The organism is Oceanithermus desulfurans, assembly GCF_014201675.1.
Classification (GTDB): domain Bacteria; phylum Deinococcota; class Deinococci; order Deinococcales; family Marinithermaceae; genus Oceanithermus; species Oceanithermus desulfurans.
The window spans coordinates 106526-133246 of the sequence record NZ_JACHEZ010000007.1; the positions used below are offsets into that span (position 1 = coordinate 106526).

Sequence of the window (26721 nt, forward strand, 5' to 3'; positions counted from 1 at the left end):
CAAGAGAACGCCGCTTGTTAATCAAGCAGCAGGCGCGCTAGTGCTTGCCGACTTGGTGACCGGCTGGGCCTGTTGAGATGAACTTATCGTCAATCCACCCTCTGTTAGCGAGTGTGGACGCTGCAATACGGATTTGCCGGGATGTAAAGTTACTTTTTTTGCGCGGTGCCCATTCATAAAAGCGCCACTCCAACTCATCGAGGTCCACGGGTTTATCGCGGATGGCAATCCAATGAACGGTGGCCAACAGTTCCAGGCCGTGGGGCGATTCAAACCCTTCCACAAGTTCCGCTACGCGTTGCAAGCGCTCTTGGGCATCGGGTGCCGAATCCAGGGCGCGTTGCGCATCTTCCAGAGCGCCAGGGACCAGCTCAATGACTTTGTTCGGCTGATCGCCTCCCACGCCGTAGCCGCTTATAAAGTAAGAATCTACAGATTTGAGAACATGACGCAGGTTCTCCGCATAGGGGCCGTAAGGGGCCTTGACATAACGAAGCTTGAGGGGCAGGCCTGCTTCTTGGGCAAAGTACATTAGTTTGTGTACTTCGAGCAAAGTAATAGAAGGCGCCAAAAGGCCTTGTAAGTACCTATCAATCAGGCTAACTAGGACTGCACGACCTTGCGTCATCTTAGGGGGGGTGCCCCGTCGAACGCTTCGCGGTAGCGGCTCTTTTTCCAGTGGTTCGTACACAACAATGTGAACGCCTCGGAGATCTTTGAGGGCGTTTTCGATTAGGGGGCGCACTTCTTTCCAATCGAGCCCGCCAAGGCCCGAGCCTAATGGGGGGAGGGCCAAGGATTTGATCCCTCGCTTGGCAATTTCTTCCCGCAGAGCCTGTAGCCCTGCTTCGATGTCTTCAATCCGTGATTTGCTGCGCCAGTGCCTTTTGGTGGGAAAGTTAATAATGTAGCGGGGGTTGGTGAGCCGGCCCGTTTCGTAAACGAACATTTTGCCTGGTTGAACTTCTTTACGGCTGCACGCTTTTACGTATTCCTTGAAGTTGTCGGGCCAGGCTTGTTTGAACTGCAGAGCAATACCCCGACCCATGACCCCTACGCAATTAACGGAGTTAACAAGGGCCTCTACGTCCGCTTCAAGGACGTTCCCTTTGCGGTACTCGATCATGGCCTCGCGCTCCGCACAGTAGTACTAATAGTACCACCCCTTCATGACCCGAACATCGAGGCAGATAGCCTGCCCGTGCTGAAGGAGGGTTTGGACAACTTTACGTCGAATCTCTTCGCTGTATACACCTATTCGACGAATCAATTCGAACGGAAAGAACTCATAAACCAGGAACTCGGCCTGCTTGCGCTCCTTCACGTCTACACCCCGAAAATCTGTGGCGGCAATGGCATCCCAGTCGAGTCGTTTAAAGTCACCTGGGTTGCACCCAAACTCAACCGCATAAGCCCCAGCGTTGCCGAAAGAGAGGGCCCACTTGGCGCCTTTGCGTTCGGCCCATTCAATCGCTCTATACAGGTCAGCTTCCAAATGAATAATCGGCTCCTGCCCCTCGGTGAAATCGATATCCGGGTGACCCCCTTTATACAGAATATAGAGCATGATTGAACGGGGGCAGTAATAAAATGGCACGTACTCACCAACTTTGGTGCCCGGGTAGCACGCCACCTCGATTTCTTCCAAGCGGCGACGCTTGATCTTTGACATGCCGACGGCTTGCGGAGGCCCTCCTTTCTGGATCATCAGCGCGTCCGATATCAAGCCCCCACGCCTGAGAATGCCTTCAAGGTTGTCTACGTGAGTAATGTGGTAAATCTTAGGGTTCTGGGGCATCGGGCTCACACCGGTTCACCCCCCCAAACAACCGCTCCCAGGCTTCGAGGACGAGGCGGCGGGTGCGGTATTCGCCGTACTCGCGGAGTTCCTTGCGCTTGAGGGCGGAAAAGGTTTCGGAGGGGAAATCGCTTTGCTGGGTACGGGCCTTGTAGGCGGCGGGGTCGAGGGGGTCTTGGACCTCTTCCCAGTCGTTTTGCACCAAGGTTTCGAGCTCGCGCTCGGTGAGGTCTTTGGGGTCTAGGATGTAGCGGAGCTGCTTGCGGTTTAGGCCGTAGAGCCTCGCGTAGTAGGCGTCGAGCTCGGCGCGGACGAGGGCGCGGCGGTCCTCGTTCCAGCCGAAGGGCGGGAAGGGGGCCCGGCCCGCAAACCAGCCGGGCGGGGCGAAGCGGGGATCGCGGCCCGCCTCCTCCAGGCCCACGCCGTGGTGCTCGGCGAAGCGGCGACTGATCTCCCTCCGGATGTCCTCAGCTAGGTCCGGCGGAACGGCGCTCGGGTCCGCGAGCTCTTCCCAGAGGTCCTGTGCGAAGGGCGCGAGGTCCCAGGCGGTGTAGACGAGCTCCAGGACGCGGGGGACGAGGAAGCGGAGGTCTTCGGGGGTGTAGGCGGTCGGGGGGAGGATGGGGAATTGCTGAAGGTAATTGAACGTTAGATGTGTCCCACCTACTTTTTGGCGAGCCACATAATCTAAGACCAACGAATCAAAGTCAGCCAATAGTAGTAACTGCATGTATGTAGTAGCCTCGGATAGCAATAAGGGAGCTGTGTGTCCTACCCCCACCCTCGGCACCAGCGAGAAGATCGCGGTGCGCTCGTTGGTAGAGTTTGTGATGTCCCGGAAGCCCAGGAACCACCCCCGCTCCCAGCGCCAGCGAAGCTGTCCCTCGCGGTCGCGCTGTTCCAAGCGGGCCTCGACCTCGGCCTTAGGCACCCAGTAGCGGGGCTGGGGCTGGTAGGCGGGGTCGGCGTGTTCCTCGGGGGTGGTGTCGCGGGTCTTGCTGGCCCCGGGGTCGTAGGTGGCGAAGAGGTGGTCGAACTGCCAGATCATCTTCGCCTCGTAGAGCGGCAGGTAGACCTCGCCGTCCTTCTCGAAGCGGTTGCCCCGGAGGGTGAAGCCCTGGTCGGTAAGTTCCTTGTATGTTTTGAAGAGTACCGAATCGGTATTCATCATGAACATGAGGCGAAAGCGCACGCCCCAGGGGTTCTCCTCGGGGACATGGCGCGTCTTGGGCGCGAGCGGCAGGTCCTCCATGAGGAGCTGGCCGGGGGGCGCGTAGGCTTCCTCCCGCGCCTCGCGGAGGAGGACGGGGACGCGGCGGTAGATGGCCTTGGTGAGCTCGGCGTCGGCCCGGGTGCGGAAGGTGGGGCAGGTTTTGGTGTTGGGGTTCAAGAGGGCGAACTCCTCGGGGGCGAGGGTGAAGGCGCGACGCTCGTCGGCGAGGTGCTCAACGCGGGTGGCGAAGAAGAGGAGCCTTGCGGGCCGGGCCGGGTCGCCGGGCCCTTTGAGGGAGAAGATCGAGAACTTGATGCGACTGTCGATCGCGGGAAAGAGCTTTTCCCGGTTCTCAAAGTCCAAAAGTGCCGCGAGCTCGCCTCGATCGACTACTTCGTTAAAGAAATACTGATTGAAAGAATCCGTCGCAATGCCCGTAGGTACGAGCATCCCCGAGCTGCTCTTGTGCCCAAGTATTGCCCTGGCAAGCTCAGCAAAAAGCGGTGCTAAGTTTAGCCGTCCATAGGACGATAAAGGGAAACGTTCGGATGTATGAATGAAGTTTTTAGTGGCGGCAAACTCAATTGTATCGCGCAAATATTCGAAATAGAGAGCAGGATCTTCCTGCGCCAACTGCGCAATCAGCCGTTTTCGCGCGGCCATTGTTGGGGCTTGCGCGATGTCTGGCCTTACGTTTTCAAAATAAGCTCGATCGTCGAATTCCAATTGCTCCCAGGGCGGGTTGCCGAGCACGGCGTCGAAGCCGGCGTCCATCTTGAGCCGCCCGTCCGGGCCCAAGAAGACCTCGGGGAACTCGAGCCACCAGTGGAAGAAGCGGTGGCGGTGGGCGAGGACGTCGATCTGGGCGCGGGTCTGGGGGTTCATGTAGGTGCTGTTTTCGAGCTGGGCGAGGCTCGACCTCGGCGCCTGGGAGACGAGCCAGGCCAGGCCCTCGTGGTCGGGGAGGCGGAAGGCGGGGGCGGGTTCGGCGAACCAGGCGGCGGTCCAGTAGTCGGCGATCGCGCGCCACTTCCTAACCGCGTCGCTTTCTTGCCAGGCATTGTAGGCCCTGTGGGCGGCCTCGACGTCGGCGGCCGTCGTCTGCGCCTCGGGGAGCTCGGGGAGGTGGGCCGCGAAGTCGAAGAGGGCCCCGTTTTGGGCGTGCTCGCGACGCCAGCGCTCGAGCCCCTGGCCGGTGAGGAGCTTGAGGCCCTTTAGCGCTTCCCGGGGAATGGCGGGGCGCTCCTTGAAGCCGGCCTCGGGGTCCTTGAACTTTCGCCCCGCGTAGGCGCTCTTGGGGATGCCGAGGGCGTAGAAGTTCGGCGGGGCACCCACCAGGGAGTTGCCCACCTTGAGGTGGTGGTCGAGGAACGAAAGCGGGCGGTCGCTGCTGGCCGCGGCGATCCAGATGGAAAGCTTGGCCAGCTCCACCGCCATGGGGTTGAGGTCGACGCCGTAGAGGCAGCGTTCGGCCACGCGGTGGCGCGCTTCGGGCAGGGCCTCGGCCAAGCCCTGGTAGCGGCCCGACTCGACCCAAACCTCGGCCAACGCCTCGGAAAGCCGCTCCAGAGCTCCGGTAAGGAAGGCGCCCGAACCCATGGCCGGGTCGAGCACCCGGATGGAGAGCAACGCCGCCTCCTTATCTTCGGAGGTCTCCTTGCAGGCCAGGCGTTCTTCAATGAGCGGCGACAGGCTTTCTTCGATGACCGCGCCCACGAGTTGCTTGGGGGTGTAGTAACTGCCCGAGGCTTTGCGTCCGCTGGGGTCGTCGGTCAGATAAAAGCGCTCGCCGTCGAAGCGGGGCACCAGGCCGAGAAGGCCCTCGTAGATGTAGCCCAGTTCTTCCACGCCCAGGTCGCGGTAGTTGATGCGCATGCGCTCGGCGTGGGTCAGGTGGCGCAGGGCCCTGAGCAGGCGGCCGTTGCTCGGGTGCGGCAGCCGGCTCCACAAGGCGGCGCGGCTGGCGGGATCGCGCTGGCCGCCGGTGAGCATGGCCAGACGGTCGACGTCGAAGAGCTCGCCGCCCAAAGTGGGGATGCCCAGCCGCGGGTCCCCCTCTCTGACCAACTCGAAGACGAGCAGCAGCCGCTCGAACAGGTCGGCGGCGCGGTCTTCCAGGGCGTCGTCGTCCTCGGAGAGCTCGCGCAGGGCCAGTACCGAAAGGCCCTCCCGAAAGCGCTCGGCAAATGGAGCCGCGCGGTTGGGAATAAGGCCGCGGGACTCGGCGTAGAGCAGGAACACCAGACGGTAGACCAAGCTGAGCAGCTCCTGGTAGTAGGTCTCCAGCTCTTTGGGAGAGCGCAGCAGGGCTTTGAGGTCGTCGTTCAAAAAGGCGTTACCCAGTTCTTCTATGGCCTTGCGGGCGCCGCTGCGCAGGGCTTCGGCGTCGCGGGTGCCAATTTTGCGGGCCAGCTCGAAGTATGCGTTGAGGGGGTCGTAAAAACGGCTGCGGTGAAAGAGGCGGTAAAGGGCCCTAAACTCGGCGAGCGCCGGTTCGCGCCCCGCATCGAAGAGGCCGATGAGGTCAACCTCCACGAACGCCGGGCGGGGGTGGAAGTTCTGCCCCAGAAGCCGCAGCACCCGGCCGTCGCTGACGACGCCCCAGTTCGGGCTCTCGGGGTGGTTGAGGTAGTTTTGCAACAGGTCGTGCGCGCTCTTGGCGCCGCGTTTGGGGGGTTTGAGGTCCGGCGGGGCGCCGACCAGGTGCAGCGGCGGCGGGCCTTCGGGGCCGGGCCAGCCAAGGTGGCTGATGGGAAAGCCGCGCTCGCCCAGGCGGAGGTGGCGCTGCTGGTAGGCGGGCTCGAAGTCCAGGGCCTGAAAGAGGGGCAGCAGCCAGCGCCGGCGCAGCTCGCCGTTTTCGAGCCGGCCCTGTTTGAGCTCGTTCGCCACGCTCCGGTAACGCGCGCGCAGCCCGTCGAAGATACCGGCCACGCGGGCGAGGAAGGCGTCTTCGCTTTTGTGGCCAAAGGTTTCGTAACCGTAGGGCTTGTCGCGCCGGGAGGGTCCGGCCAGCTCTTGCAGGAACTCGTCGGTCAGCAGGCCACCCTGGACACGAAAGAAGTTGAGGCTCACGACCTACCTCCCACGAAGACGGTCAAGGCCAGCCACTCGGGACTGCCCAGAGGTTCGAGCATGGTCAGCTCCTGCACGAAGGCGACCCCCGGTCCGTAGACCCGACTCAGTTTTTCGGTTAGCTTGCTGCGCTCGGCGAGCAGCCTGTCCAGGGCGCGCCTGCGTCCCGCCTCTCCGCTCGGCGCCAGCTGAACGGCCTGGTGAAGGAGATGTTCGTGATTCCCGTCCGGCTGTACGAGTTCGCCGGCCAGGAGGGCGGCGAGCAGCTGCTCGGTCCGCCCACCATCCAGCTCTTCGCCGGCGGGCGTACGAGCCTCGTAGTAGAGGGTCTCGGCCAATTCGTGAGGCCCGCGGAAGCGGGCGCGGAAGAGGTAGAGGAAGACGGGCCCGGCCACGTCGGCCAGGAAAAGCCCGGTGCGGGCGGGGGCCCGATCGGACCAGGCCCGGGCCCGCAGGCGCTCCATCAGTTCCTCGACGGCCGGATGGGCCAGGTCGAGCTTGAGCAGGTCGCTCTCGGGAAGCCAGGGGTCGAAACTGACGGCCTGACCCACCGGGGGGTCGAAACCGGCCAGCGGCCTGCCGCGCTGAACAACGGTTAGTTTGGCGCCCGCGGATTTGAAGCCCCAACCCCACTGTGCGGCGGCGCGGGCGAAGAAGCCGTTGAGGCGTTCGGGCGTGGTCAGGTGTCCGTAGGTTTGGTGCAGGGCCCGTTCCACGTCGGGCAACTGAAACTCGTTGTGTCCGTAAAAGCCTTCCTGCCGGGCGCGGCGGGCAAGCTCGGCGTCGTCGGCCTCTTCCTGCTCGAACAGGCCCGCTTGCTGGCTGTGCGGCAGGAAACCTTCCTTCTGGAAGATGCTCTGGACCACGCCCTTGACGTATTCTTCATCACCGAAGTAGTTGGGCACGACGCCAAACTGATCCTTGATGCGCAGGGCCTTGTCGATCAAGCGGCGAAAGATGAGGGCGTCGAGCGAACGTTCGTAAAAAAGCATCCGCACGCGCACTACGGGCTCGGGCTGGCCGAAGCGGTCCACGCGGCCGTTGCGCTGTTCGAGGCGGTTGGGGTTCCAGGGCAGTTCGTAGTGCACCACCTGAGAGGCGTGGTACTGGAGGTTAAGGCCCTCGCTGATGACGTCGGTGGCCACCAGCACCCCCCGCTCGGCGCGGGCGAAGCTGTCGAGCACGTCGTCGCGCTCGGCCTCGGTGTGGCCACCGTGGAGGGTGAAGACCGGAAGGCCTTCCAGACGCCTTGGGAGCAGGCTGCCGAGGTATTCGAGGGTGTCGCGGTAGCGGGTGAAAACGATGGTCTTCTTGCCAGCCAGCTCATCGTTCAGCAGCTCGGCGAGGCGCTTGAACTTGCTGTCGGGGCGCCGTGCGCGAGCCCTCAGGGCTTCCTGCAACCCGGTTAGGTAGCCGAGCTCGGTCTTGATGCGAACCTGCTCGATCCAGGCTACGTCGTACGCGCGGTCGGCGCCTTCTTCGCCGCCGCGTTCGTCGGGGCGGTCGACGAGTGGCCCCAGGTCGGGCTCGGTCGCGTCGGACTCGGCAGGTTCTTGGCTGAGGGCGGTCAGTCGTTCGATGCGGTTCGAAAGGCTTTGGTAAAGGGCGAGGGGCGAAGACGCCGCCCGGCGCATGAAATGCATGGCCAGCCACTGGGCGGGGGCGTTGGGGTTGTTGCCCATGAGCAGGCCGGCGTACTCGGAGAGCAGCGCAAAGAGCTGAGCTTCGTTCTTGCTGGGCTCGACCGGAACAGGTTGGGGGTCGCGCTCGGGAAAGGGCGATCTCTTGCCTTCGGCGCCGTACCACTTGAGCACGTCGTCGCGGGTCCGCTGCACCACGTGCCGCCGGGCACGGGCGCGGTTAACGGCTTCGCCAGCCATCAGACCCAGCTGCCCGTCGGGGTCGAGGTGTCGGATCAGGCTGACGAACGACTCGGGATGGCCGCTGTGGGGGGTGGCGGTAACCAGCAGCAGGTGGCCCGTGCGCTCGGCCAGACCGCGAACGAGGCGGTGGCGTTCGTTGCGACCCTGCACGCGGCTGGCCAGGTGGGCCTCGTCGACGACGACCAGGTCCCAGGGCTGGGCCAGCACCTGGTCGCGGTGCTCGGGGCGTTTGGCAAGATCGATTCCGGCGATCAAGCGTTCGTGGATCTGCCAGGGGTTCTTGCCCGGTGGCAGTTCGCGGAGGAGCTGCGACCCGAAAACATTGAAGCGGAGGTGGAAGAAGCGGCTGAAGGCCTCGGCCCAGTCTTCTTTGAGGTGGGCAGGGGTGAGCACCAGCACGCGGTGGGCGAAGCCCCGCAGCAACAGCTCTTTGACGATCAGACCGGCCTCGATGGTCTTGCCCAGGCCCACGTCGTCGGCGATCAGCAGGCGGACCCGCGCCGGCGATTCCAGCGCCATCAGCAGGGGAACGAGTTGGTAACCGTGGGGCACCACCCGGGAGCGCTGGAGGGCGAGGAAGGGTGCGTCGGCCTGGAGGGTGCGGAGGTGTTCGACTTCGAGGTAGAGGCGGTGCTGCTCGGGGTCGCGTGGAAGAACCGGCCGGGGCTCGGGGGAGGATTCGTGACGAACGGCGCCGTGCTCGCGGGGCAGGTAAAGCAGGGTGTGGTGCGCGCCGTCGAGGCTTTCGACGCTGAGGAACGGGTCGTCGGGCTCCTCCAGCACGCGCCAGAGACGACCTCTGGCCCTGATGACCGCGCCCGGTTTGTACATCATGGCGGCCAAATCTTCTTGCATACGCTCATGTTATAAGTCGGTTGGCCGCTTTGAGGGTCGTTCCGTCGAGTGCGAGGGGAGGGGTTGACTGGTCATACTTTGAGGGTCTATCGACCGGACCGGCCATCCATCTCCGAGGCCAGCCTCTACACCCTGCGCGACACCCCGATGTTCACCTGCCGCAAGAAGCCGGTGCGCGAGCTGCTCGACGACCTGGCCTGAGACCCTAGAAGATCCAGGCCCCGCCGTTCACCTCGATGGCCTCGCCGGTGATGAAGTCGGCGTCGGGACCGGCCAGGAAGGCCACGACCCCGGCGACGTCTTCAGGTCGCTCGAGCCGGCCCAGCGGCGTCTGCCGGAGGTAGTCCTGGGTCACCTCCTCGGGGGTGATTCCCCTCAGCTCGGCTTCCCACTGGACCTCGCGTTCCTGCATCGAGGTCTTGACGAAGCCGGGGTTGACCGCGTTCACGGTGAGCTTATGGGGCGCGAGTTCCTTTGCCGCGGCCTGCACCAGGCCGAGGACGGCGAACTTCGAGGCCGAGTAATGGGCGAGGAGCGGGGCCGCCTGCCGCGCGGCCATGCTGGCGATCGCGATCAGCTTGCCCCGTAGCTCGCTCCCCGCCACCGGGGGCTGGTCCTTCATGCGGCGGGCGAAGGTCTGCAGGGTGTAGAAGGTGCCCTTGGCGTTGACGTGGAAGTTGAAGTCCCAGTCCTCGTCGGTGAGCTCGAGGAAGGGGCGCATCGTGCTCACCCCGGCGTTCGCCACCACGACGTCGGCCCGGCCGGCCTCGGCGTAGATCGCGTCGGCGAGGGCCTCGAGGTCGCCCCGCTGGGTGACGTCGGCGGCGAAGGCCGCCGCCTCGCCCCCCGCCGCGCGGATGGACTCGACGGCGGCCTCGGCGGCCTCGGGCCTCAGGTCGCTCACCCAGACCTTGGCGCCCTCGCGGGCCAGCCGCTTCGCGATGGCGCGGCCGATGCCGCTCCCCGCACCCGTGACCACGGCCACTTTTCCCTTAAGCATCGTGCACCTCCAACCTCGGGTAGAGGACTTTGAGCCGTTCGTAGGTCTCGCGGTAGACCCCGTAGAGGGCGTCGTAGACCCGGGCCCAGGCGGGATCGGGCTCGGTCGTGCCCGCTGGGGTGGCCAGCGCCTTAATACGTTCAAAAGACCAGAACCCGGCGTTCACCCCCGCGAGGAACGCGGTGCCGAAGGCGCTGCCCGCGTGGCCGCTGGCGAGGTGGACGACGGGACGGCCGAGGACGCTCGCGGTGATCTTGCGCCAGAGCGGGCTCCTGGCGCCCCCGTCCATGACGTAGAACCGCTCGATGGCGTGGCCGTGGGCCTCGAGCACCTCGACGTGGTGGCGGAAGGCGTAGGCGACGCCCTCGAGGATCGCCCGGTAGAGATGGGCGGGGCCGTGGGACAGCGTGAGCCCGAGGACCGTGCCCCGCGCCTTGGGGTCGTGGATCGGTGTCTTCTCCCCCAGGAAGTAGGGCAGGAGCACCACGCCCTCGCTCCCGGCGGGGACGCGCTCGGCCTCGGTGTCGAGCTCGGCGTAGGTTGTGCCGGGGGCGAAGCGGTCACGGAACCACTTGACGAGCGAGCCCGAGGTCGCCATGCAGCCGTTGATCACGTAGCGACCGGGGACGTCGTGGTGGTCGATGAAAAGTTCTTTTAAGGGGGCGAAGGCGCTCGAGACGTAGAGGAAGTCGCCGGCGCCGCCGAACTTGAGGACGGCTTCCCCCTCCGCGAGGAGCCCGGCGGCGAGCGCGGCGGCGATGTGGTCGGCGCTGCCGGCGGCGAGCGGCGTGCCCAGGGGCAGGGGGACCTCGGACGAGGCCACCTCGCCCACGACCTCACCCGGGAAGCGCACGGGGCGGAGCACGCCGGGGTCGAGCTCGAGCGCGTCGAGCAGCTCGACCAGCCAGCGCCGCTCCCGCTCGCTCCAAAGCCCGCTCTCCAGCGCCCAGTTGGCCTCGAGGTACTCCGGGCCGCCGAGCCGCCCGGTGACGTACTCGTAGGAGCCCGCGATCCGGCGGATGCGGGCGAAGGCCTCGGGTTCGTGGCGCTGGATCCAGAGCAGCTTCGGGGGAATGACCTGCTGGTTCCAGGTCGCGCCGGCGTGACCGAAGAGCCAATCCTCGGGGAAGCGTTCCCGGAACCAGGCGATCTCCTCGGTGTGGCGCGCGTCGTTTTGCTGGATCGAGGGCCGGAGCACCCGCCCCGCCTCGTCCAGCAGAACGAGCGCCGGGACCATCCCCGAGACCGCGGCCATCCCTACGTCGGCGAGCGGGGCCTGCCCGGCCAGGGCGCCGAGCGCGGCCTGGACGCCCTTCCACCAGTCTGCGGGGTCCTCCTCGGCCCAGCCCGGCCGCGGGCTCTTCAGGTCGTGGGGGTGGCTCGCCTCGGCGACGACCCGGGCCTCCTCGTCGAGGAGGAGGGCCTTGACCGCGGTGGTGCCGACGTCGATCCCGACTACGCTCACGAACCCCGCACCTCCCGCACCCGCGCCATGAAGGCTCCAGCCCGCTCGGGGTCGACGGGGTTGAAGGTCTGGCCGTCCTCTTTCAGCGCGGTGCCCACGATGCAGCCGTCGGCGATCCCGAGCACCTCGGCGACGTTCTCGTGGTTGACCCCGGTGTTCGCCAGGACCGGGACGTCGGGGAGCGCCGCCTTCACCGCCTCGAGGTGCTCGAGCGGCGCGGGCTCCCCGGTCATCGGGCCGGAGACGAGGACGGCGTCGGCGAGGCTTGAGAACACCGCGCTCCTCGCTCGGTCGGGCAGGCTGCGGGCGTCGAGCGGCGCGGCGAACTCGGCGGAGACGTTGTAGAGCAAGAAGAGGTCGTCGCGACCCAGCCGCCGGCGGTAGCGGAGCGCCTCGGCGGCGCGACCCTGCCAGAGCCCCATGTCCGAGCCGTAGAGCCCGGTGAAGATCTCCCGCGCGAACGCCGCCCCGGTCGCCGCCGCGACGGCCATCGTCCGCATCGGGTCCCAGAGGACGTCGACCCCGAAGGGGACGCGGAGCTCGTCCTTGAGCCGGCCGATCGCGTAGGCCATCGCCGCGGCCGAGGCGGGGTCGACCTCGAGCTCGTAGGGGCGGTCGTTCTCGTTGCCGAACATCACCGCGTCCACGCCCGCGGCCAGAAGGGCCGCGAGGTCCGCCCGCGCGGCTTCGACGACGGCTTCCATGCCGCCCCCGGCGTCGTAGAGCGGGGTGCCCGGGAGGGCCCGGAGGTGGACCATCGCGACGACCGGCTTCTGCGTCTTGAAAAGGGTTTCGTAGCGCTCCATCGAGGTCATGTTCTTCGCCCCTTCCTGCTTGGTCTGTCCGTATTGTAAGGAGGCGTTTCGCTGCGCTGAGGGCAAGGTTTCTTGACAAACCCCCCGGGGAGGCTCAAGATAAACTATGCGGCCAGGGAGGGTTGGCCGAGCGGTTGAAGGCGGCGGTCTTGAAAACCGCTGTGGGCTTCGGCCCACCGGGGGTTCGAATCCCTCACCCTCCGCCAAAACGCAGCGTGGAGAGGTGGCCGAGTGGTTGAAGGCGGCACCCTGCTAAGGTGTTGTACCCCTACCGGGGTACCGCGGGTTCGAATCCCGCCCTCTCCGCCAGACCGCCCCCGCGAATCGCGGGGGCTTTGCTTCGGTCCGGCGCGGCCGGGCTATTTTTCGGCGGTGAGCTCGACCTTGTAGTTGCCGCGGGTGGTGCGGCCGACGACGCGCACCAGCGTGACCTGCCCCAGCCCCTCGGCGATCAGGGTGTCGCCCTCGCGCACCTCGTCCCCGGCTCCGGCGACGCGGCCGCGCAGCCGTACCTTGCCCGCCTTGACCCCCTTGGCGAAGTAGCTGCGGCTGACGCCCAGCCCCTTCGCCCCCACCACGTCCACCCGCAGCGAGGGGACGACCAGGGTGCGGGTCTTGCGGCGCTCCCGGGGGCGGCGTTCTTCGGGCGGCTCCGCGGCGGCGAGGCCGGCCGCGGCCAGGCGCGCCTTCGCGGCGCGGGTGGTCGCGAAGAGGACGCCCTGGGGCGTCGGGCGCACGTCGCCCAGCTCGCCTGCGTCCAGCGTTCGGCGCAGCCGGGCGGCGGCCCGCTCGGGGTCCTCGGCGGCCAGCCAGCCCACCCAGGTGGGGTCGCTGACCTCGGGCACCTCCGGCGGGTGCAGCACCCCCAGCCGCCGCTCGGCGGCGGGCAGACCGCCGAACCAGGCGAGGCCGAGCCCCTCGTGCGCGGCCAGGGTGCGCAGCGCCTCCTGGGCCTCGGGGTCCAGAAAGCCGCTCGCCACCACCCGCCCGCCGCGGGCCTTCTTGACCAGGTCGTCGAGGTTCACGCCCCTAGCTTACCCGCCGGGCGGTCCAGACCATGATGGGCCGGCGGGCTTCGTAGGGCTCGCCCCGAAAGCCGCCCGTGAGGCGGCCGGAAAGGCCCGCGGCCGCGAGCCAGCGCTCGACTTCGTAGCGGGTGAAGTAGCGCTGATCGAGGGTGTGGTGGCGGCGGCGCAGGGCGCCGTCCGGCCCCGTCTCGTCCAGGACGTAGTGGGTCAGCAGGCGCTGGGCCTCCGGCCGGTGTTCCTGTCGGTAGTAGACCTCGGCGGCGCCGTAGCGCCCCTCGAGCCGCAGCGCCCCGTCGGCCCGGATCAAGAGGGGGTTGTAGAGGTCGAAGGCGAAGACCCCGCCCGCCTCCAGGTGGCGGGCCACGCCCGCCAGCGCGGCGTTCTGGTCGGCCAGGGTGTAGAGGTGCATAAGGGCATTGAAGGGGGCGATGACGAGCGGGAAGCGGCGGCCCAGTTCGAAGTCGCGCATGTCGCCCGCGATCCAGCGCATCGCCAGCCCCCGGGTGGCCGCTTCGCCGCGGGCGCGCATGGCGGCGCTGGGCTCGAGCGCCCAGACCTCGACCCCGCGCCGCGCCAGGTGGGCGGCCACCCGCCCCTGCCCCGCGCCCAGCTCGAGCACCGGCCCCCCGTGGCGCTCTGCGAGGCGGGCGTAGAAGTCCAGGTCGTCGGCGTAGTTTTCGTACTGGAGGGCGTAGAGGTCGGCCAATTCGTCGTAGCTCACCCGCCCAGCCTACCGCGCTATCCTGGAGGGGGAAAGGCCGGAAAGGAGGTGAGGCGCGTGATCGGTTCGCCCAAACCGGTGCTCGAGAGCATCCTCGCAGCGGCCGACCTGGCGCAGAAAATTCCCGAGGTCGAGGGGGTGCCCAGCGGCGTGGAGGGGCTCGACGAGCTCTTCTACACGGTGGTGCAGGAACGCGGCAAGCCGGTGGTGCGGCCGCTCGGGGGGCTGCCGCGGCTGGCGGCGGTGCACGTGACGGGCACCTCGGACACCGGCAAGAGCCTCTTCGCCGAGCAGTACGCCCTGGCCCAGGCGGCGCGCGGCGAGGGGGTGGTCTTCGTGACCGTGGAGACGCCCGCCCCCTTCGTGGACGCCGGGCTCGAGCAGCGGCGGCTGGCCATGGGGCTCGCGCGCGGCGTGCTCGAGGGGGTGACCCTGGTCGACGCCGCCAGCCACGGGGTGCTGCGCGAGGACCTGCCTACCCTCTTCGCCACCCTCGACGCCGCCTTCGAGGCCACCGGGGCGCGGCACCTGGTGGTGGACTCGCTCACCGGCCTCTACGAGGCGCGCGAGATGACGGCGCGGCTGATCGTGCGCAAGGTCTACCTCTACGCCAAGGAGAAGCAGGTGACCGCGGTCTTCACCTCGCAGAAGCGCTCGAGCCACGAGGAGCTCTCCGCCGAGGCCGCCGGCGGCTACGCGGTGAGCCACATCCTCGACGCCACCATCGTCCTCGCCAAGCGGCTGGTGATGACCCAGGCGCAGAGCCACCTCTGGGGCGTGCCGCTGGGCGAGGTCGTGCGCTTCCTGCGCATCGACGGCTGCCGCCTCAGCGGCCACGACACCAAGACCCACCACCTCGAGCTGCTGCCCGAGGGGCTGTTGCGGGTGGGCCCGCCGATCGGCGCCTCCTCATCCGGGGCCTGAGTAGAATGGCGCCGTGCGCTCCCGTCTCGCTTGGCTGATCGCCCTCGTTCCCGTCTTCCCGCCGCTCTACCTGGCCGCCTTCGCCGCGCTTCGATACTGGAGGGCGCTGGGTCCGCTGGCGCGCGGGGTGGCGCTCTTCTACCTGGGCACCCAGCTCGCGGCCGCCCTGCTCACGCCCGAACCCCTGGTCTCGGTGCCGCTGGCGCTTTTGCGGGGGTTGTTCGTGCTGGCGCTCGTGCTCGCGGGGGTGCGGCTCGCCGACCCGCGCTGGCTGCACTACCTGCTCGCGGGTCTCGCCGTCGTCTACCTGCTCGCCTTCTGGACGAGCTACGACGCCTTCGGCGCGCAGTTTCTGGCGCGCCGGCTCGTCCACCCCTACTACACCACGGTCTCGATCGGGCTGGCCGGGGCGCTGGGGGTGCTGCTGGCGCTCGACTGGCGCGGGCCGGCGGTCTGGCGCCTGGGGGTGGGGTTGCTGGCCCTGTTGGCCCTGGCGTTCTCGGGGAGCCGGGGGGCGATGGCCGTGCTGGTGGTGGGGGTCGTGATCGGCGCGGTGGTCAAGTCGGGTAGGTTTGCCTGGGGTGCGGCGACTGCTGGGGCGCTGGCGACTGCTGTGTATGTTATTGGCAGTCTAGGCCAACACGTTTCTTCTTTGGCAAGGTTGCTTTCGCTAAACCTTTCCGGACGGGACAGGGTTTGGGAAGGCGCGCTCGAAGCGATCCGTAGCTACCCCTGGGGAGGGGTGGGACCATATCAACTTGGCCCATGGCTCGGGTACCTGTACAAGCAGGGCTGCAACCTCTGGGTCGGGGCCCGCTACCTGGGCCTGGGCTGCCCCGGCTGGCTCGAGCCCTTCTACGGCGCCTGGCTGATCGCCCACAACCTGCTGCTGCACGCCCTGGGCGAGACCGGCGTGGTGGGCACGCTGGGCTTCCTGTCCCTTCTGGCGCTGCTGGGCTACGCCGCGGTGCGTTCGCGCGAGCCCCTCTTGGTGGCCATCTTCTTCGGCTACCTGGTGATGAGCCTGGTCGACAACCCCATGGCCGTGCCCAGCCTGCACCTGGCCGAGGTGTTCTGGGTCGCCGGAGGGATGGCGCTGGCGCGCTCGGGGTTAGCCGTAGCGCTCGAGCAGGGTGGCGCGGTCGATGTAGACGAGCGTCGGCCAGACCCGCTTTAGCGGCGTCCCCCCGTACAACCGGTGCAGGAAGTGCATATAGGCGCCGAGGAAGCGCCGCCGCGCCGGCGGCAGCTCGAGCGAACGAAAGCCGACGGGACCCAGCACCTCGTGGAAGAGCGAGACCCCCCAGAAGACCTCCACGTCGCTCAGGTGCGGCCGCTCGCGCAACGCGCGCGCCAGGTCGGGCACCGACTTCTTGAAAAAGCGAAAGGCGGTCAGCGAGCCGGCCTCGCCGGCGCGGGCCATGCGTTCCGAGTGCAGGTGCAGCTCGGCGGCGGGGGCGCCGGCCTCGATGCGCCCGCCGTCCGCGAGCTCGAGCGCCGGTCCGGGGAAGGGCCCCTTGGCCACCCGGAAGACGCTGTGGGCGCCGTAGTTCAGCTCCTCGACACGGTAGAGCCGGTCGAAGAAGCGGTCCACCGTCGCCGCCCAGGCCTGCCGCGGCAGGTCGCGCAGCCCCCCGCGGCGCAGCCCCCGCAGCGCCTCCAGTGGCCGCGGCTGGAAGCCCCGCGCCCGCAGCTGCGTCAGCAGCTCGGGCAGCGCCTCCGCCGCGGTGCGCCCCCCGGGGCCGGCGTCGTGCATCACCACGATGTCGCCGGGCAGCGCCCCCTCGGCCACGCGGTGAACCACCGCCCCGGCGTCGTGGCCGGGGTGCCAGTCGTGGGCCTCGAGCGTCCACTGCACCGGCGTAAGCCCCAGCCGCCGCACCGCGGCCATCTGCGCCCAGGTCCAGGCGCCGTGGGGCGGGCGGAAGAAGCGCGGCCGCCGTCCGGTCAGGCGCTCGAGCGTCCGCACCCCCCGCACCACGTCGGCGTAGGCCTCCCCGGGGGTGCGCAGCCAGCCGTGGCGGTGCCGCCAGCCGTGCAGGGCCAGCTCGTGCCCCTCGTCGAGCAGCCGCGCCACCAGCCCGGGGTGGGCCTCGGCCCGCTCGGCGAGCACGAAGAAGGTCGCCCGTACGCCGGCTTCGGCCAGGGCGTCGAGCACCCGGGGCGTCGTCCCGGGGTCGGGGCCGTCGTCGAAGGTGAGGCCCAGCTCGGCCCGGGCGCTGCCCAGCCCCCGCTGCACCACCCCCAGCCCCCAGCGTTGCCAGACCAGGTAAGGCAGCCCCCAGTAGAACCCGGCCGCGCCCAGGAGTCCGGTCCAGACGTTCACCGCTCCTCCGCCTGCAGCAGCGTGTGCGCGATCGCCCGGGCGGCGTCGGGCCGCCCCAAAGCGTGCGCCGCCGCGGCCATCTCACGGCGCCGCGCCTCGTCGGGGATGAGGCGCGCGAGCCGCGACCGCAGCTCGCGGCCCCGGCGGATCCAGACGGCGGCGCCCCGCTCCTCGAGGAACTGGGCGTTGCCCTCTTCCTGGCCGGGGATGGGGTCGAAGACGATCATCGGCACCCCCAGCGCCAGCGCCTCCGACGCGGTCAGGCCCCCCGCCTTGCCCACGACCCAGTCGGCGGCGCCCATCCACTCGGGAAAGTCGTCGCGCAGGCCGGTGCGGATCCAGCGCATCGACCCGCGCTCCTCCTCGCGGGTGCCGTTGTGGTGGGGGTTGAAGGTGACGAGCTGCATGGGCAGGTCGAGGCTCAGCAGGGTGCGCAGCACCCGCTCGTAGCTGCGGTAGGCGCCGGCGCCACCGCTGGTGAGCAGCACGACCGGCCGTTCGTCGAAGCCCAGCCGCTCGCGCAGGGCGGCGCGGCCGGGCAGTGCGGCGAAGGCGGGCAGGATGGGGATGCCCGTGACCCGCACACGCTCCGGGTCCACGCCGTGGCGCACCAGGTCCTCGGCGGTTTCGGGGAAGGCCGCGAAGATCAGGTCGGCCTCGGGCCGCGCCCAGTGGCGGTGGGCGCGAAAGTCGGTGACGACGAGGGTGTTCAGGAAGGCCTGCCCCGAGGTGCGGCGGGCGCGGTGCGCCACCGCGGCCACGGTGGCGTAGGAGGCCACCACGGCGTCGGGGCGGGTGCGTCCCAGGAAACGGATCACCCCGGCGAGGCCGGCCTTGCTGAAGGTCTCCGCGATCAGCTTGGGTTCGCTGGGGCGGTTGGACCAGTGGTAGAACCAGCGGTAGGCCGCGGGCCAGTAGCGCAGCCAGAAGGCGTAGGTAAGCGTCACCGGCTCGCGTTCCCAGGCGGGGATGAAGCGCAGGTAGTCGGCCTCGACGCAGTCGCAGCCCCCCGCGTCCTCGAGCGCCTGGCGCAGCGCCCGCGCCGCCTGGCGGTGGCCGCCCCCGAACGAGGCCGAGAGCAGCACCACCTTCACCGGCGGATCAACCTCCAGCCCACGAAGGCGAAGAGCAGGTTGGCCAGCCAGGCCGCGAGCGCCGGCGGCAGCATCCCCAACCCCCCCATCGAGCGGGCGAGCAGGAAGACCAGGTAGTAGCCCACCGCGATCATCACGCTCATTCCCATCGAGAGGCCGGGGCTGCGCCCGTAGTAGACGGCGAAGGGGAGCGAGATGAGCACGAGCACGACGTTGGCCAGCGGCAGCGCCAGCTTCGAGTGGAAGGCGAGCCCGGCGTCGGTGCGGTCCTTGGGGGCGAGGTCGGGGTCGGTGTAGCGCCGCCAGGCCTCGCTCAGGCTCAGGGTGTCGGCCGCGAGCGGGTCGGCGAAGTTGGCCAGCGCCTCGTCGCGGCTGAGGCCGACCTTGATCGTGGTGCTGGCCTCCTCGTTGCGCGGCACGCTGACGTTCTTGAAGACCTGCTGCAGCCGGGCGGGCAGCTGGGCGTCGTCGGCGCTTAGGAGGCCGTCGATGGCCGCGTAGTCCACGGTGTAGATGCGGTAGCCGGTGAGCTTCAGGTCGCGCCCCTGATAGACGCCGCGGTCGGCGAAGATCACCGTGACCTGGCGGCCCTTCCACAGCTGCAGGCGCACGTCCTTCATCGCCCGGTGGGCCCAGTCGTACCCGGAAAAGAAGAGCTCGACGCCGTTCCCCAGGGGCACGGTCTTGCCGCGCAGGCGGATCAGGCCGTGACCCGGGGTGGTGAGCTCGTCGTACCAGTAGCCGCGCACCCGGGCGTTGCTCTCGGGCACCACGCTCTCCGAGAGGTAGAGCGAGAAGCCCGCGAGCAGGAAGCCCACGAGCAGCACCGGCCGCAAAAGCCGCACCAGCGAGACCCCGCCCGCCTGGGTGGCCAGGACGGCCCCTTCGGTGGCCATGCGTCCGAAGGGGATGACCACGGCCGAGACGACGGCCATGGGCAGCACCTGCACGAGCACCCCGGGCACGTGGTAACCCAGCCAGGTCAGCACCTTGAGCAGCGGCGTGCCGTCGAGCCAGCGGCTGCCCACGTAGAAGAAGCCGAACAGGAAGACCGCCACGTAGAGCAGAGCCGAGACCAACAGGACCGGCACCACCTCCCGCAGGATGTAGCGGTCGAGGATCGTGAACATCTAGCGGCTCCGCACGACGAAGGTCAGCTTGGCGCGCGCCACCTCTTCGCCCGCGACCCGGGCGCTCACCTCCGACTTGCCGAGGCCGCGGCGGTAGCGCAGCGTGCCCTCGAGGATCAGGGTGTCCCCGGGGGTGACGGGCTTGAGGAAGCGCGCGTCGTCCACGCCGGCCAGGTAGGCGATCTGACCGGCCGCGAAGTCGGGGCGGGTGGCCAGGCTGGCCACGCTCGCCTGGGCCATGGCCTCGACGATGAGGACGCCGGGCATGACCGGGTGGTCGGGGAAGTGGCCGGGAAAGAAGGGTTCGTTGAAGGTGACGTTCTTGAGCACCTTGAAGCGCTCGGGGTCGGCCTCCAGGATGCGGTCGATGAGCAAGAAGGGGTAGCGGTGGGGCAGCAACTCGAGGATCTCGTGCACGGCGGCCTCCTAGCGGCGCAGGACCGAGTCGGAGGAGATCAGGGTGTCCTTGAGCACCGGGATCATCTCCAGCGCCTTGCCGGTGCCGTAGGCCACCGCGTCGAGGGCGTTCTCGGCGACGATCACGGGCACGTTGGTGGCCTCCTGGAGCATGTGGTCGAGGTTGCGCAAAAGCGCCCCGCCGCCCGAGAGGAGGATGCCGCGGTCGACGATGTCGGAGATCAGCTCGGGGGGCGTGGCCTCGAGCACCCGCCGCACGCCCATGACCAGCTTTTCCAGCGGCTCGGCCAGCGACTCGACGACCTCGTCGGTGGTGACCTCGACGGTCTTGGGCAGGCCGGTGACCACGTCGCGGCCGCGCACCTCGGCGACGAGGCGGTCCTCGTCGGAGAGCACCTTGGCGGCGCCGATCTTGATCTTGACCTCCTCGGCGGTGCGCTCGCCAATGAGCAGGTTGTGGGCGCGGCGCACGTAACGGATGATCGACTGGTCGAACTCGTTGCCGGCGATGCGCAGCGACTCGGACTGGACGATGCCGCCCAGGCTGATCACGGCGATGTCGGAGCTGCCGCCGCCGATGTCGACGACCATGCTGCCCGCGGGCGCGGCGATGTTGATGCCCGCGCCGATGGCCGCGGCCAGGGGCTCCTCGATGAGGAAGGCGCGCTTGGCCCCGGCGTCGACGACCGCGCGCACCACGGCCATCCGCTCCACCTCGGTGACGCCGCTGGGCACGCCGACCATGACCTGCGGCTTGAAGAAGCGCGCCATGGGCGAGAGCACCTTCTTGAGGAACATGGTGAGCATGCGCTCGGTCAGGGTGTAGTCGGCGATCACCCCGTCCTTCAGCGGGCGCACCGCGATGATGTTGCCCGGCGTGCGGCCCAGCATGCGGTACGCCTCGGCGCCGACGGCCTTGACGTCCTTGCTGTCGCGCACCATGGCGATGACGGAGGGCTCGCGCAGGACGATCCCTTTGCCGCGCACGTACACCAGCACGCTGGCGGTGCCCAAGTCGATTCCGATATCCTCGCCCCTAAACATATCGCCTCATTCTAAACGAAGCTGCAGTAGACGCCCATGAGGAGCTAGCCGAGCCAGTCTTGTACGAAGGGGTTGCCCTGCCGCTCGGCGGCCAGGGCGGTGGCCGGGCCGTGGCCGGGGAAGACGCGGGTGGCCCCGGGCAGCTCGAAGAGGCGGCGGATCGAGCGTTTCAGCTCGTCCAGGTCGGCGCCGGGCAGGTCCCAGCGGCCCACGCCCCCGGCGAAGAGCAGGTCGCCCGAAAAGACCGCGCCCGCCTCCGCCTGATAGAAGGCGACGTGCCCCGGACAGTGGCCGGGCAGGTGCAGCACCTCGAATCCGGGGCCCACGGCGAGCACGCCCTCGGCCAGGTCCACCAGCGGCTCGGCGGGCGGCGGATCGATGAACAGGCCCCAGCGCATCGCCGCCGCGGCCGCGCGCTCGTAGACCGGGCGCGCGGCGGGGTGCAGGAACACGGGCAGGTCGTGGGCCTCCACCACCGCCCGCACCGCGCCGACGTGGTCGAAGTGGGCGTGGGTCAGCAGCACGGCTTCGGGCCGTGCTTCGCTTTCCCGCAGCCAGGCGAGCAGCCGTTCGGGTTCGTCGCCGGGATCGACGAGCACCGCCCGTTCAGGGTCGCTCCAGACCAGGTAGGCGCTGGCCTGCAAAGGGCCGAAGGCCCGCGTCTCGATGCGCATCCCCCGCAGCCTAGCACGCCATACTTGACACAATAGGGCTCATATGATATGCTCCGAGATGGAGGAGATAATAGGAGGAGGTGATGGTATGGCTCTGGTGAAGCGCGAGATTCGCCCGACCGCTGAACTCACCCCCTTCCGCACCTGGGGTCCGATGAGCTTGTTCGACGAGTTCAACCGGCTCTTCGAGGAGACCTTGGGCGACCTCGGCCGCGTGACCGCGCCCGGCACCTACGTGGCGCCGGTGGACCTCTACGAGACCGACGACGCGCTGGTGCTGGAGATGGCGGTCCCCGGGCTGACCGCGGAAGAGATCGACATCAGCCTCGAGGGCAACAAGCTGACCATCCGCGGTGAGCACAAGCCGGTCGAGGATCAGGGCGTTCGTCGCTACTACCTGCAGGAGATCCCGCACGGCACCTTCGTCCGCAGCTTCACCCTGCCGGTGGAGATCAGCAGCGACGAGGTGAAGGCCGAATTCAAGAACGGCATGCTCAAGCTGACCATGCCCAAGGTCGAGACCGCGCGCGCCAAGCGGATCCCCATCTCGGTCGCTCAGTAAGCACGGGAGTCGGATCCGCTCGGGCGGCCGGCCCGGCAAAAGCCGGGCCGGTTCGTTTTATCGCGCCGTCCAGCCCAGGTCGATGGGGAGGCAGCTGCCCGTGATCGCCCCAGCATCGTCGGAGACGAGGAAGGCCACCAGCGCGGCCACCTCCTCGGGCTCGATCAGGCGTTTGATGGCGGCGGGCTCGAGCATCACCCGCTGCACCACCTCGCCCTCGTCCAGGCCCAGGTTGGCCGCCTGATCCGCGATCTGGCGTTCGACGAGCGGGGTGCGCACGTAGGCGGGGCAGACGGCGTTCACCGTCACCCCGGCCTCGCCGGCCTCGAGCGCCGCGGCGCGGGTGAGGCCCAGGAGCGCGTGCTTGGCCGTCACGTAGGCGGCCTTGTAGGGGCTCGCCACCAGCGCGTGGATCGAGCCCAGGTTGACGATCCGGCCCCAGCGCCGCTCCTTCATCCCGGGCAGGAACGAGCGGATCAGCTGGAAGGGGGCCGTCACCATCACCTGCTGCATCGCCTGCCAGACGTCCAGGGGAAAGCGCTCGAGCGGTGCGACGTGCTGGAAGCCGGCGTTGTTGACGAGGACGTCCACCCGGCCGTAGGCGCGGCGGGCCTCCACCGCCAGGCGCCAGACCTCTTGGGGATCGGCCAGGTCGGCGGGCACGAAGACGCCGCCGATCGACCCGGCCACCGCCTCACCGCCGGGGTCCCGGTCGCTCAGCACCACCCGCAGCCCCTCCGCGGCCAGCCGTTCGGCCACGGCGCGGCCGATGCCCCCGGCCGCTCCGGTCACCAGTGCGGTTCGCTCGCTTTTCGCCATGCTTCAGGATAGCGCGTGCCAGAATGGGGGCAGGAGGTCCCCGTGAACGAGCCCCGGCTGGCCGAGTTGGTCTCGCTGGACGGCAGGCGCGCGCTGGTGACGGGCGCTGCGGGCGGTATCGGCCGCGCGGTCGCCCTGCGCTTCGCCGAAGCGGGGGCGGAGCTCGTCCTCGTCGACCGCGACCGCGAGGGACTGGAACGCCTGCGCCGCGAGCTGGGCGGGAAGAACGAGGCCTATGCCCTCGACCTGGCCCAGAAGCCGGCGATCGACGCGCTGTGGCGCGACCTCGCAGGGCGGGCGCCCGACCTGCTCGTCAACAACGCCGGCGTCTACGCCTTCCGTGACCTGCTCGAGGTGGACGAGGCCTTCTACCGCCGGCAGATGGCCGTCAACCTCGACGCCGTCTACTGGATGACCCAGGGCTTCCTGGCCGCCCTGCGCGGGCGGCCGGGCGCGCTCGTCAACGTCGGCTCGATCGAGGCCTTCCTGCCCTTCGCCCCGGGGCTGGCCCACTACGACGCCGCCAAGCTGGGGGTCGTCGCCCTCACCCGCGCGGTGGCCCGCGAGTACGGCCCGCGCGTCCGCGCCAACGTGGTGGTCCCCGGCGGCATCGCCACCGAAGGGGTGCGCCGCCTGCGCAAGCAGGCCATCCTGGGCGCCGAGTTCGGGAAGGTCGGCGTGGCCTACAACTTCAACCAGCGGCTGCCCCTGCGCCGTTTCGGCCGGCCCGACGAGGTGGCCCGCGCCGTCCTCTTTCTCGCCTCCGATCTGGCGAGCTACGTGACCGGCGCGGTGCTGGCCGTGGACGGCGGCTTCCTCTCGACCTGAGGGCCGGCTGCGGCGGAGGCGCCGGGACCGCTGCTGCATGCATTTTTCTGCACGGTATGCCCCCGGTATTCATCGGCCGGGTGCTATACTACTGAACGACCGTAAGGTACGAAAGGAGCACATATGAAAAAACACTTGCTGAAGATTCTGGCTCTAGGTCTGGTCGGTTCCATGGCCTTCGCCGCCACCGGCCCCGACACGTACGTCCAGATGACGTTCGGTGAGGTCGACTCCCTCGACCCTGCTCAGGCGTACGACACCGCCTCGGGCGCGATCCTGGAGAACATTTACGAGACGCTCTACACCTACAAAGGCGAGAGCATCACCGAGTACGAGCCGGTGCTGGCCACCGATTACTCGATCAGCGACGACGGCAAGACCTACACCTTCAAGCTGCGCCGCGACGTGCTCTTCCACAGCGGCAACCGCATGACCTGCCGCGACGTGGAGTACTCGATCGAACGTCTCCTGGTCACCAACCCGGGCGACTCGGCGGGCTGGTTCTACGCCGAGAGCCTGATCGGCTACGACGGCGTCAACGCCAAGGACTACTTCGGCGACAACCCCTCCCAGGCCGACCTCGACAAGTACTGGGAAGCCATCGACAACTCGGTCCAGTGCGTGGACGACTACACCGTCCAGTTCCACCTGATCAAGAAGGACCCCTCCTTCTTCGTCAAGCTGATGTACACCGCCTCCTCGATCCTCGACAGCAAGTACGCGATCGAGAACGGCGAGTGGAGCGGCACCAAGAAGGACTGGTACGACTGGGCCGGCAAGGACCTGCGTGACGGCTTCCTGCACACCCACGACGCCGGGACCGGGGCCTACAAGCTGGTCAAGTGGGACGGCAAAGACGTCATCGCCGAGCGCTTCATCGGCTACTGGGACTACGCCAACAAGCCCCAGATGAAGACGGTCATCATCAAGGTCGTCGACGAAGAAGCCACCCGCATCCAGGCGCTCAAGGCCGGCGACGCCGACCGCATCACCGTCAACAACCGCGCCACCCTGGATACCCAGATCCGCGGCATGGCCAACGCCAAGGTGATCGAGTCCGACAAGTGGCTGGGCGCCGCCGCTTCGGCCGTCTTCTTCAACCAGAAGATCGCCGCGCAGGACAACCCGATGATCGGCTCCGGCCAGCTCGACGGCAACGGCATCCCCGCCGACTTCTTCAAGGACGTCAACGTCCGCAAGGCCTTCGCCTACAGCTTCGACCAGGACGCCATCATCAACGACCTCTACCTGGGTAAGGCCGTGCCCCTCACCATGGCGCTGCCGCCCTCCTTCCTCGGCTACGACCCCAACATCCCCATCTACAACCTGGACATGGACAAGGCCGAGGAGCACTTCAAGAAGGCCTACGGCGGCAAGCTCTGGGAGACCGGCTTCACGATGACCATCGCCTACAACTCGGGCAACACCACCCGCCAGACGGTGGCCGAGATCCTCAAGGCGAACATCGAAGCCCTGAACCCGAAGTTCAAGATCAACGTCAAGGCCATGCCCTGGCCGCAGTTCCTGGCCGCCTACAAGAACGGCCAGCTGCCGGCGCTGGTGCTGGGTTGGGGCGCCGACTACGCCGACCCCGACAACTTCATCTACGTCTTCTACCACTCGAACGGCTACTTCGCGAAGAAGGTCGGCTACGCCAACCCCGAGATGGATAAGCTGATCGAGGAAGCCCGCTCCATCACCGATCCTGCCAAGCGCGCCGAGCTCTACAGCAAGGTCGGCTACCTGGCTTACGAGGACGTCCCCGTGTTGCCGCTGCCGCGGCCGACCGGATGGATGGTGCTGGCCAAGAACGTCTACACCAAGGGCGCGCCCGCGGGCATGGACGTCTACAACAACCCCATGCGCTCGGGCTCCTTCCTCTGGAAGGACATCATCAAGAAGTAGCGTGAGCGTCTAGAACCTTTTCCGCGGTAGAGGGTGCCTTCGCACCCTCTACCGTCTGCTGTATAACAGGGAACGTGCGCGCTCGGCGCGCTTTTGAGTCCGGTCTTTTGGAGGCTTACGTTGACCACCTTCATCGTTCGCAGGTTGCTGCAGCTTCCGATCGTGCTGCTCGCGATCTCGCTGCTCATCTTTGGGATGATGCAGTTTTTGACCCCGGAACAGCGGGCGGCGACCTACGCTAAGTCGGAGCAGCAGGCCAAGAACCTCGACCTCATCATCCGCCAGTACAACCTCGATCAGGGTTTCCTGGTGCAGTACTCGACCTGGCTCAAGCAGGTTCTGCGGGGGAACCTGGGGTACTCCAAGCAGTCGCACGAGCCGGTCGTGACCACCATCCGCAAGCGGCTGCCGGTCTCGGCCGAGCTGGCGCTGTACATGTTCTTCCCCACGCTGCTCTTCGGCGTCTGGATGGGCACGATGGCGGCGATCCACCGGGACCGGTTCGTCGATCAGGCGGTACGCGTCTTCGCCATCATCGGCTGGTCGCTGCCCACCTTCGTGCTGGCGATCTGGATGCTGGCCGTCTTCTACGGCTACTTCAAGCTGTTCGGCATCGGGCGCGCCGACGACCGCATCATGGTGGAATTCGCCAAGGGCACCCTCAAGGCCTACACCGGGATGATCACCATTGATGGGATTCTCAACGGCCGCTGGGACGTCACCTTATCGGCGCTGAAGCGTCTGGTGATGCCGGTGGCGACCTACACCATCGTCGCCAGCGCCCAGATCATGCGCGTGCTGCGCTCGAGCATGCTCGACGTGCTCAACTCCGACTACGTGCGCACCGCGCGCGCCAAGGGGCTGCCCGAGCGCGTCGTCAACCTCAAGCACGCGCGCCGCAACGCGATCATCCCGGTGGTCACCATCGCCGGGCTGATGTTCGCCTTCATGCTCGAGGGCGTCTTCTTCATCGAGATCATCTTCAACATCCCCGGCCTGGGGCAGTGGGCCGTTCCCGCGGCGATCCAGCTTGACTTTCCCGCAGTGATCGGCATCGCCCTCCTCACCGGCCTCGTGGTCTCGATCGCCAACCTGGCCGTCGACATCCTCTACGGCATCATCGACCCCCGGATCAGCTTCCAATGAGG

The 26721-nt window shown here is 67.9% G+C and carries 23 protein-coding genes and 2 tRNA genes; 9 read left to right on the forward strand and 16 right to left on the reverse strand.

Annotated features, from left to right (window positions below):
- Positions 1-37: 37 nt before the first annotated feature.
- From darG to HNQ05_RS09620, 4 genes are read right to left on the reverse strand one after another with little or no spacing between them, the layout of a single operon-like run.
- Positions 38-1126 (reverse strand): type II toxin-antitoxin system antitoxin DNA ADP-ribosyl glycohydrolase DarG, encoded by a 1089-nt coding sequence (gene darG / locus HNQ05_RS09605; protein ID WP_147147447.1) that lies wholly within the window; start codon positions 1124-1126, stop codon positions 38-40.
- Positions 1127-1150: 24 nt separating this feature from the next.
- The gene (gene darT, locus HNQ05_RS09610; protein ID WP_147147581.1) at positions 1151-1798 is read right to left on the reverse strand and encodes a type II toxin-antitoxin system toxin DNA ADP-ribosyl transferase DarT; all 648 of its coding nucleotides are present in this window, start codon (positions 1796-1798) and stop codon (positions 1151-1153) included.
- On the reverse strand, positions 1782-6083 hold the full coding sequence (locus tag HNQ05_RS09615; protein WP_147147444.1) for an Eco57I restriction-modification methylase domain-containing protein: 4302 nt from the start codon (positions 6081-6083) through the stop codon (positions 1782-1784). Before HNQ05_RS09615 ends, darT begins: the two co-directional genes overlap by 17 nt.
- Positions 6080-8821 carry a helicase-related protein gene (locus HNQ05_RS09620; RefSeq protein ID WP_147147442.1) on the reverse strand — a complete coding sequence of 914 codons (2742 nt, stop codon included), beginning with the start codon at positions 8819-8821 and terminating at the stop codon, positions 6080-6082. The genes HNQ05_RS09615 and HNQ05_RS09620 overlap by 4 nt, the downstream gene beginning before the upstream one ends.
- A gap of 78 nt (positions 8822-8899) precedes the next feature.
- Here HNQ05_RS09620 and HNQ05_RS09625 point away from each other — a divergent pair, with 78 nt between their 5' ends.
- Positions 8900-9022, forward strand: coding sequence for a hypothetical protein (locus HNQ05_RS09625; protein WP_260147970.1), 123 nt, complete (start codon positions 8900-8902; stop codon positions 9020-9022).
- Positions 9023-9026: 4 nt separating this feature from the next.
- Here the strand turns inward: HNQ05_RS09625 and HNQ05_RS09630 are convergent, their stop codons facing one another.
- Genes HNQ05_RS09630 through HNQ05_RS09640 form a run of 3 tightly spaced genes read right to left on the reverse strand, consistent with a single transcriptional unit; the run spans position 9027 to position 12092 of the window.
- Positions 9027-9821 (reverse strand): SDR family NAD(P)-dependent oxidoreductase, encoded by a 795-nt coding sequence (locus tag HNQ05_RS09630; RefSeq protein ID WP_147147440.1) that lies wholly within the window; start codon positions 9819-9821, stop codon positions 9027-9029.
- Positions 9814-11286, reverse strand: coding sequence for an FGGY-family carbohydrate kinase (locus HNQ05_RS09635; protein WP_147147438.1), 1473 nt, complete (start codon positions 11284-11286; stop codon positions 9814-9816). Before HNQ05_RS09635 ends, HNQ05_RS09630 begins: the two co-directional genes overlap by 8 nt.
- Positions 11283-12092 carry a BtpA/SgcQ family protein gene (locus HNQ05_RS09640; RefSeq protein WP_147147436.1) on the reverse strand — a complete coding sequence of 270 codons (810 nt, stop codon included), beginning with the start codon at positions 12090-12092 and terminating at the stop codon, positions 11283-11285. Before HNQ05_RS09640 ends, HNQ05_RS09635 begins: the two co-directional genes overlap by 4 nt.
- Positions 12093-12217: 125 nt before the next feature.
- On the opposite strand from HNQ05_RS09640, the gene HNQ05_RS09645 reads away from it, so the two are divergent.
- Positions 12218-12307 (forward strand) — tRNA-Ser (locus HNQ05_RS09645).
- An 11-nt stretch (positions 12308-12318) separates the two neighbouring features.
- Positions 12319-12410: transfer RNA gene (locus tag HNQ05_RS09650), tRNA-Ser, on the forward strand.
- Positions 12411-12460: 50 nt separating this feature from the next.
- Here HNQ05_RS09650 and HNQ05_RS09655 read toward each other — a convergent pair.
- Complete coding sequence (locus HNQ05_RS09655) at positions 12461-13126, reverse strand: S4 domain-containing protein (protein ID WP_147147434.1); 666 nt, start codon at positions 13124-13126, stop codon at positions 12461-12463.
- A 4-nt stretch (positions 13127-13130) separates the two neighbouring features.
- On the reverse strand, positions 13131-13850 hold the full coding sequence (locus tag HNQ05_RS09660; protein ID WP_147147432.1) for a class I SAM-dependent DNA methyltransferase: 720 nt from the start codon (positions 13848-13850) through the stop codon (positions 13131-13133).
- Between the two features lie 57 nt (positions 13851-13907).
- Here HNQ05_RS09660 and HNQ05_RS09665 point away from each other — a divergent pair, with 57 nt between their 5' ends.
- Together HNQ05_RS09665 and HNQ05_RS12360 are read left to right on the forward strand one after the other, a co-directional pair.
- Positions 13908-14774, forward strand: coding sequence for a KaiC domain-containing protein (locus HNQ05_RS09665; RefSeq protein WP_147147430.1), 867 nt, complete (start codon positions 13908-13910; stop codon positions 14772-14774).
- Positions 14775-14787: 13 nt separating this feature from the next.
- A complete protein-coding gene (locus tag HNQ05_RS12360; RefSeq protein ID WP_147147428.1) occupies positions 14788-15951 on the forward strand; it encodes an O-antigen ligase family protein in 1164 nt (387 codons plus the stop codon).
- On the opposite strand, the gene HNQ05_RS09675 is transcribed toward HNQ05_RS12360, so the two are convergent.
- From HNQ05_RS09675 to HNQ05_RS09700, 6 genes are read right to left on the reverse strand one after another with little or no spacing between them, the layout of a single operon-like run.
- Positions 15886-17100, reverse strand: coding sequence for a polysaccharide deacetylase family protein (locus HNQ05_RS09675; protein WP_147147427.1), 1215 nt, complete (start codon positions 17098-17100; stop codon positions 15886-15888). The two genes, HNQ05_RS12360 and HNQ05_RS09675, sit on opposite strands and share 66 nt — an antisense overlap.
- Complete coding sequence (locus HNQ05_RS09680; RefSeq protein WP_183677783.1) at positions 17097-18194, reverse strand: MGDG synthase family glycosyltransferase; 1098 nt, start codon at positions 18192-18194, stop codon at positions 17097-17099. Before HNQ05_RS09680 ends, HNQ05_RS09675 begins: the two co-directional genes overlap by 4 nt.
- On the reverse strand, positions 18191-19324 hold the full coding sequence (locus HNQ05_RS09685) for an LptF/LptG family permease (RefSeq protein WP_147147423.1): 1134 nt from the start codon (positions 19322-19324) through the stop codon (positions 18191-18193). Before HNQ05_RS09685 ends, HNQ05_RS09680 begins: the two co-directional genes overlap by 4 nt.
- Positions 19325-19741 carry a 3-hydroxyacyl-ACP dehydratase FabZ gene (gene fabZ, locus HNQ05_RS09690; RefSeq protein WP_147147421.1) on the reverse strand — a complete coding sequence of 139 codons (417 nt, stop codon included), beginning with the start codon at positions 19739-19741 and terminating at the stop codon, positions 19325-19327.
- Between the two features lie 9 nt (positions 19742-19750).
- Entirely contained in the window at positions 19751-20785 is a 1035-nt protein-coding gene (locus tag HNQ05_RS09695) for a rod shape-determining protein (RefSeq protein ID WP_013458708.1), read from the reverse strand.
- Positions 20786-20829: 44 nt separating this feature from the next.
- Positions 20830-21459, reverse strand: coding sequence for an MBL fold metallo-hydrolase (locus tag HNQ05_RS09700; RefSeq protein WP_147147418.1), 630 nt, complete (start codon positions 21457-21459; stop codon positions 20830-20832).
- 88 nt (positions 21460-21547) lie between these two features.
- Here HNQ05_RS09700 and HNQ05_RS09705 point away from each other — a divergent pair, with 88 nt between their 5' ends.
- Positions 21548-22021, forward strand: coding sequence for an Hsp20/alpha crystallin family protein (locus HNQ05_RS09705; RefSeq protein WP_147147416.1), 474 nt, complete (start codon positions 21548-21550; stop codon positions 22019-22021).
- Between the two features lie 57 nt (positions 22022-22078).
- Here HNQ05_RS09705 and HNQ05_RS09710 read toward each other — a convergent pair whose 3' ends face one another.
- Positions 22079-22840, reverse strand: a complete 762-nt coding sequence (locus HNQ05_RS09710) for a 3-hydroxybutyrate dehydrogenase (protein ID WP_147147414.1) — start codon at positions 22838-22840, stop codon at positions 22079-22081.
- Between the two features lie 42 nt (positions 22841-22882).
- Here HNQ05_RS09710 and HNQ05_RS09715 point away from each other — a divergent pair, with 42 nt between their 5' ends.
- From HNQ05_RS09715 to HNQ05_RS09725, 3 genes are all read left to right on the forward strand, one after another.
- The gene (locus tag HNQ05_RS09715; protein WP_147147412.1) at positions 22883-23668 is read left to right on the forward strand and encodes an SDR family NAD(P)-dependent oxidoreductase; all 786 of its coding nucleotides are present in this window, start codon (positions 22883-22885) and stop codon (positions 23666-23668) included.
- A gap of 123 nt (positions 23669-23791) precedes the next feature.
- Complete coding sequence (locus tag HNQ05_RS09720) at positions 23792-25573, forward strand: ABC transporter substrate-binding protein (protein ID WP_147147409.1); 1782 nt, start codon at positions 23792-23794, stop codon at positions 25571-25573.
- A 120-nt stretch (positions 25574-25693) separates the two neighbouring features.
- Positions 25694-26719, forward strand: a complete 1026-nt coding sequence (locus HNQ05_RS09725) for an ABC transporter permease (RefSeq protein WP_147147407.1) — start codon at positions 25694-25696, stop codon at positions 26717-26719.
- Positions 26720-26721 lie beyond the last annotated feature (2 nt).

Coding starts and splice junctions, on each gene's coding strand:
- HNQ05_RS09620 (WP_147147442.1), bottom strand. CDS start 8,821: ATGCAAGAAGATTTGGCCGCCATGATGTACAAACCGGGCGCGGTCATC.
- HNQ05_RS09640 (WP_147147436.1), bottom strand. CDS start 12,092: ATGGAGCGCTACGAAACCCTTTTCAAGACGCAGAAGCCGGTCGTCGCG.
- darT (WP_147147581.1), bottom strand. CDS start 1,798: ATGCCCCAGAACCCTAAGATTTACCACATTACTCACGTAGACAACCTT.
- HNQ05_RS09710 (WP_147147414.1), bottom strand. CDS start 22,840: ATGGCGAAAAGCGAGCGAACCGCACTGGTGACCGGAGCGGCCGGGGGC.
- HNQ05_RS09720 (WP_147147409.1), top strand. CDS start 23,792: ATGAAAAAACACTTGCTGAAGATTCTGGCTCTAGGTCTGGTCGGTTCC.
- HNQ05_RS09685 (WP_147147423.1), bottom strand. CDS start 19,324: ATGTTCACGATCCTCGACCGCTACATCCTGCGGGAGGTGGTGCCGGTC.
- HNQ05_RS09695 (WP_013458708.1), bottom strand. CDS start 20,785: ATGTTTAGGGGCGAGGATATCGGAATCGACTTGGGCACCGCCAGCGTG.
- HNQ05_RS09705 (WP_147147416.1), top strand. CDS start 21,548: ATGGCTCTGGTGAAGCGCGAGATTCGCCCGACCGCTGAACTCACCCCC.
- darG (WP_147147447.1), bottom strand. CDS start 1,126: ATGATCGAGTACCGCAAAGGGAACGTCCTTGAAGCGGACGTAGAGGCC.
- HNQ05_RS09630 (WP_147147440.1), bottom strand. CDS start 9,821: ATGCTTAAGGGAAAAGTGGCCGTGGTCACGGGTGCGGGGAGCGGCATC.
- HNQ05_RS09700 (WP_147147418.1), bottom strand. CDS start 21,459: ATGCGCATCGAGACGCGGGCCTTCGGCCCTTTGCAGGCCAGCGCCTAC.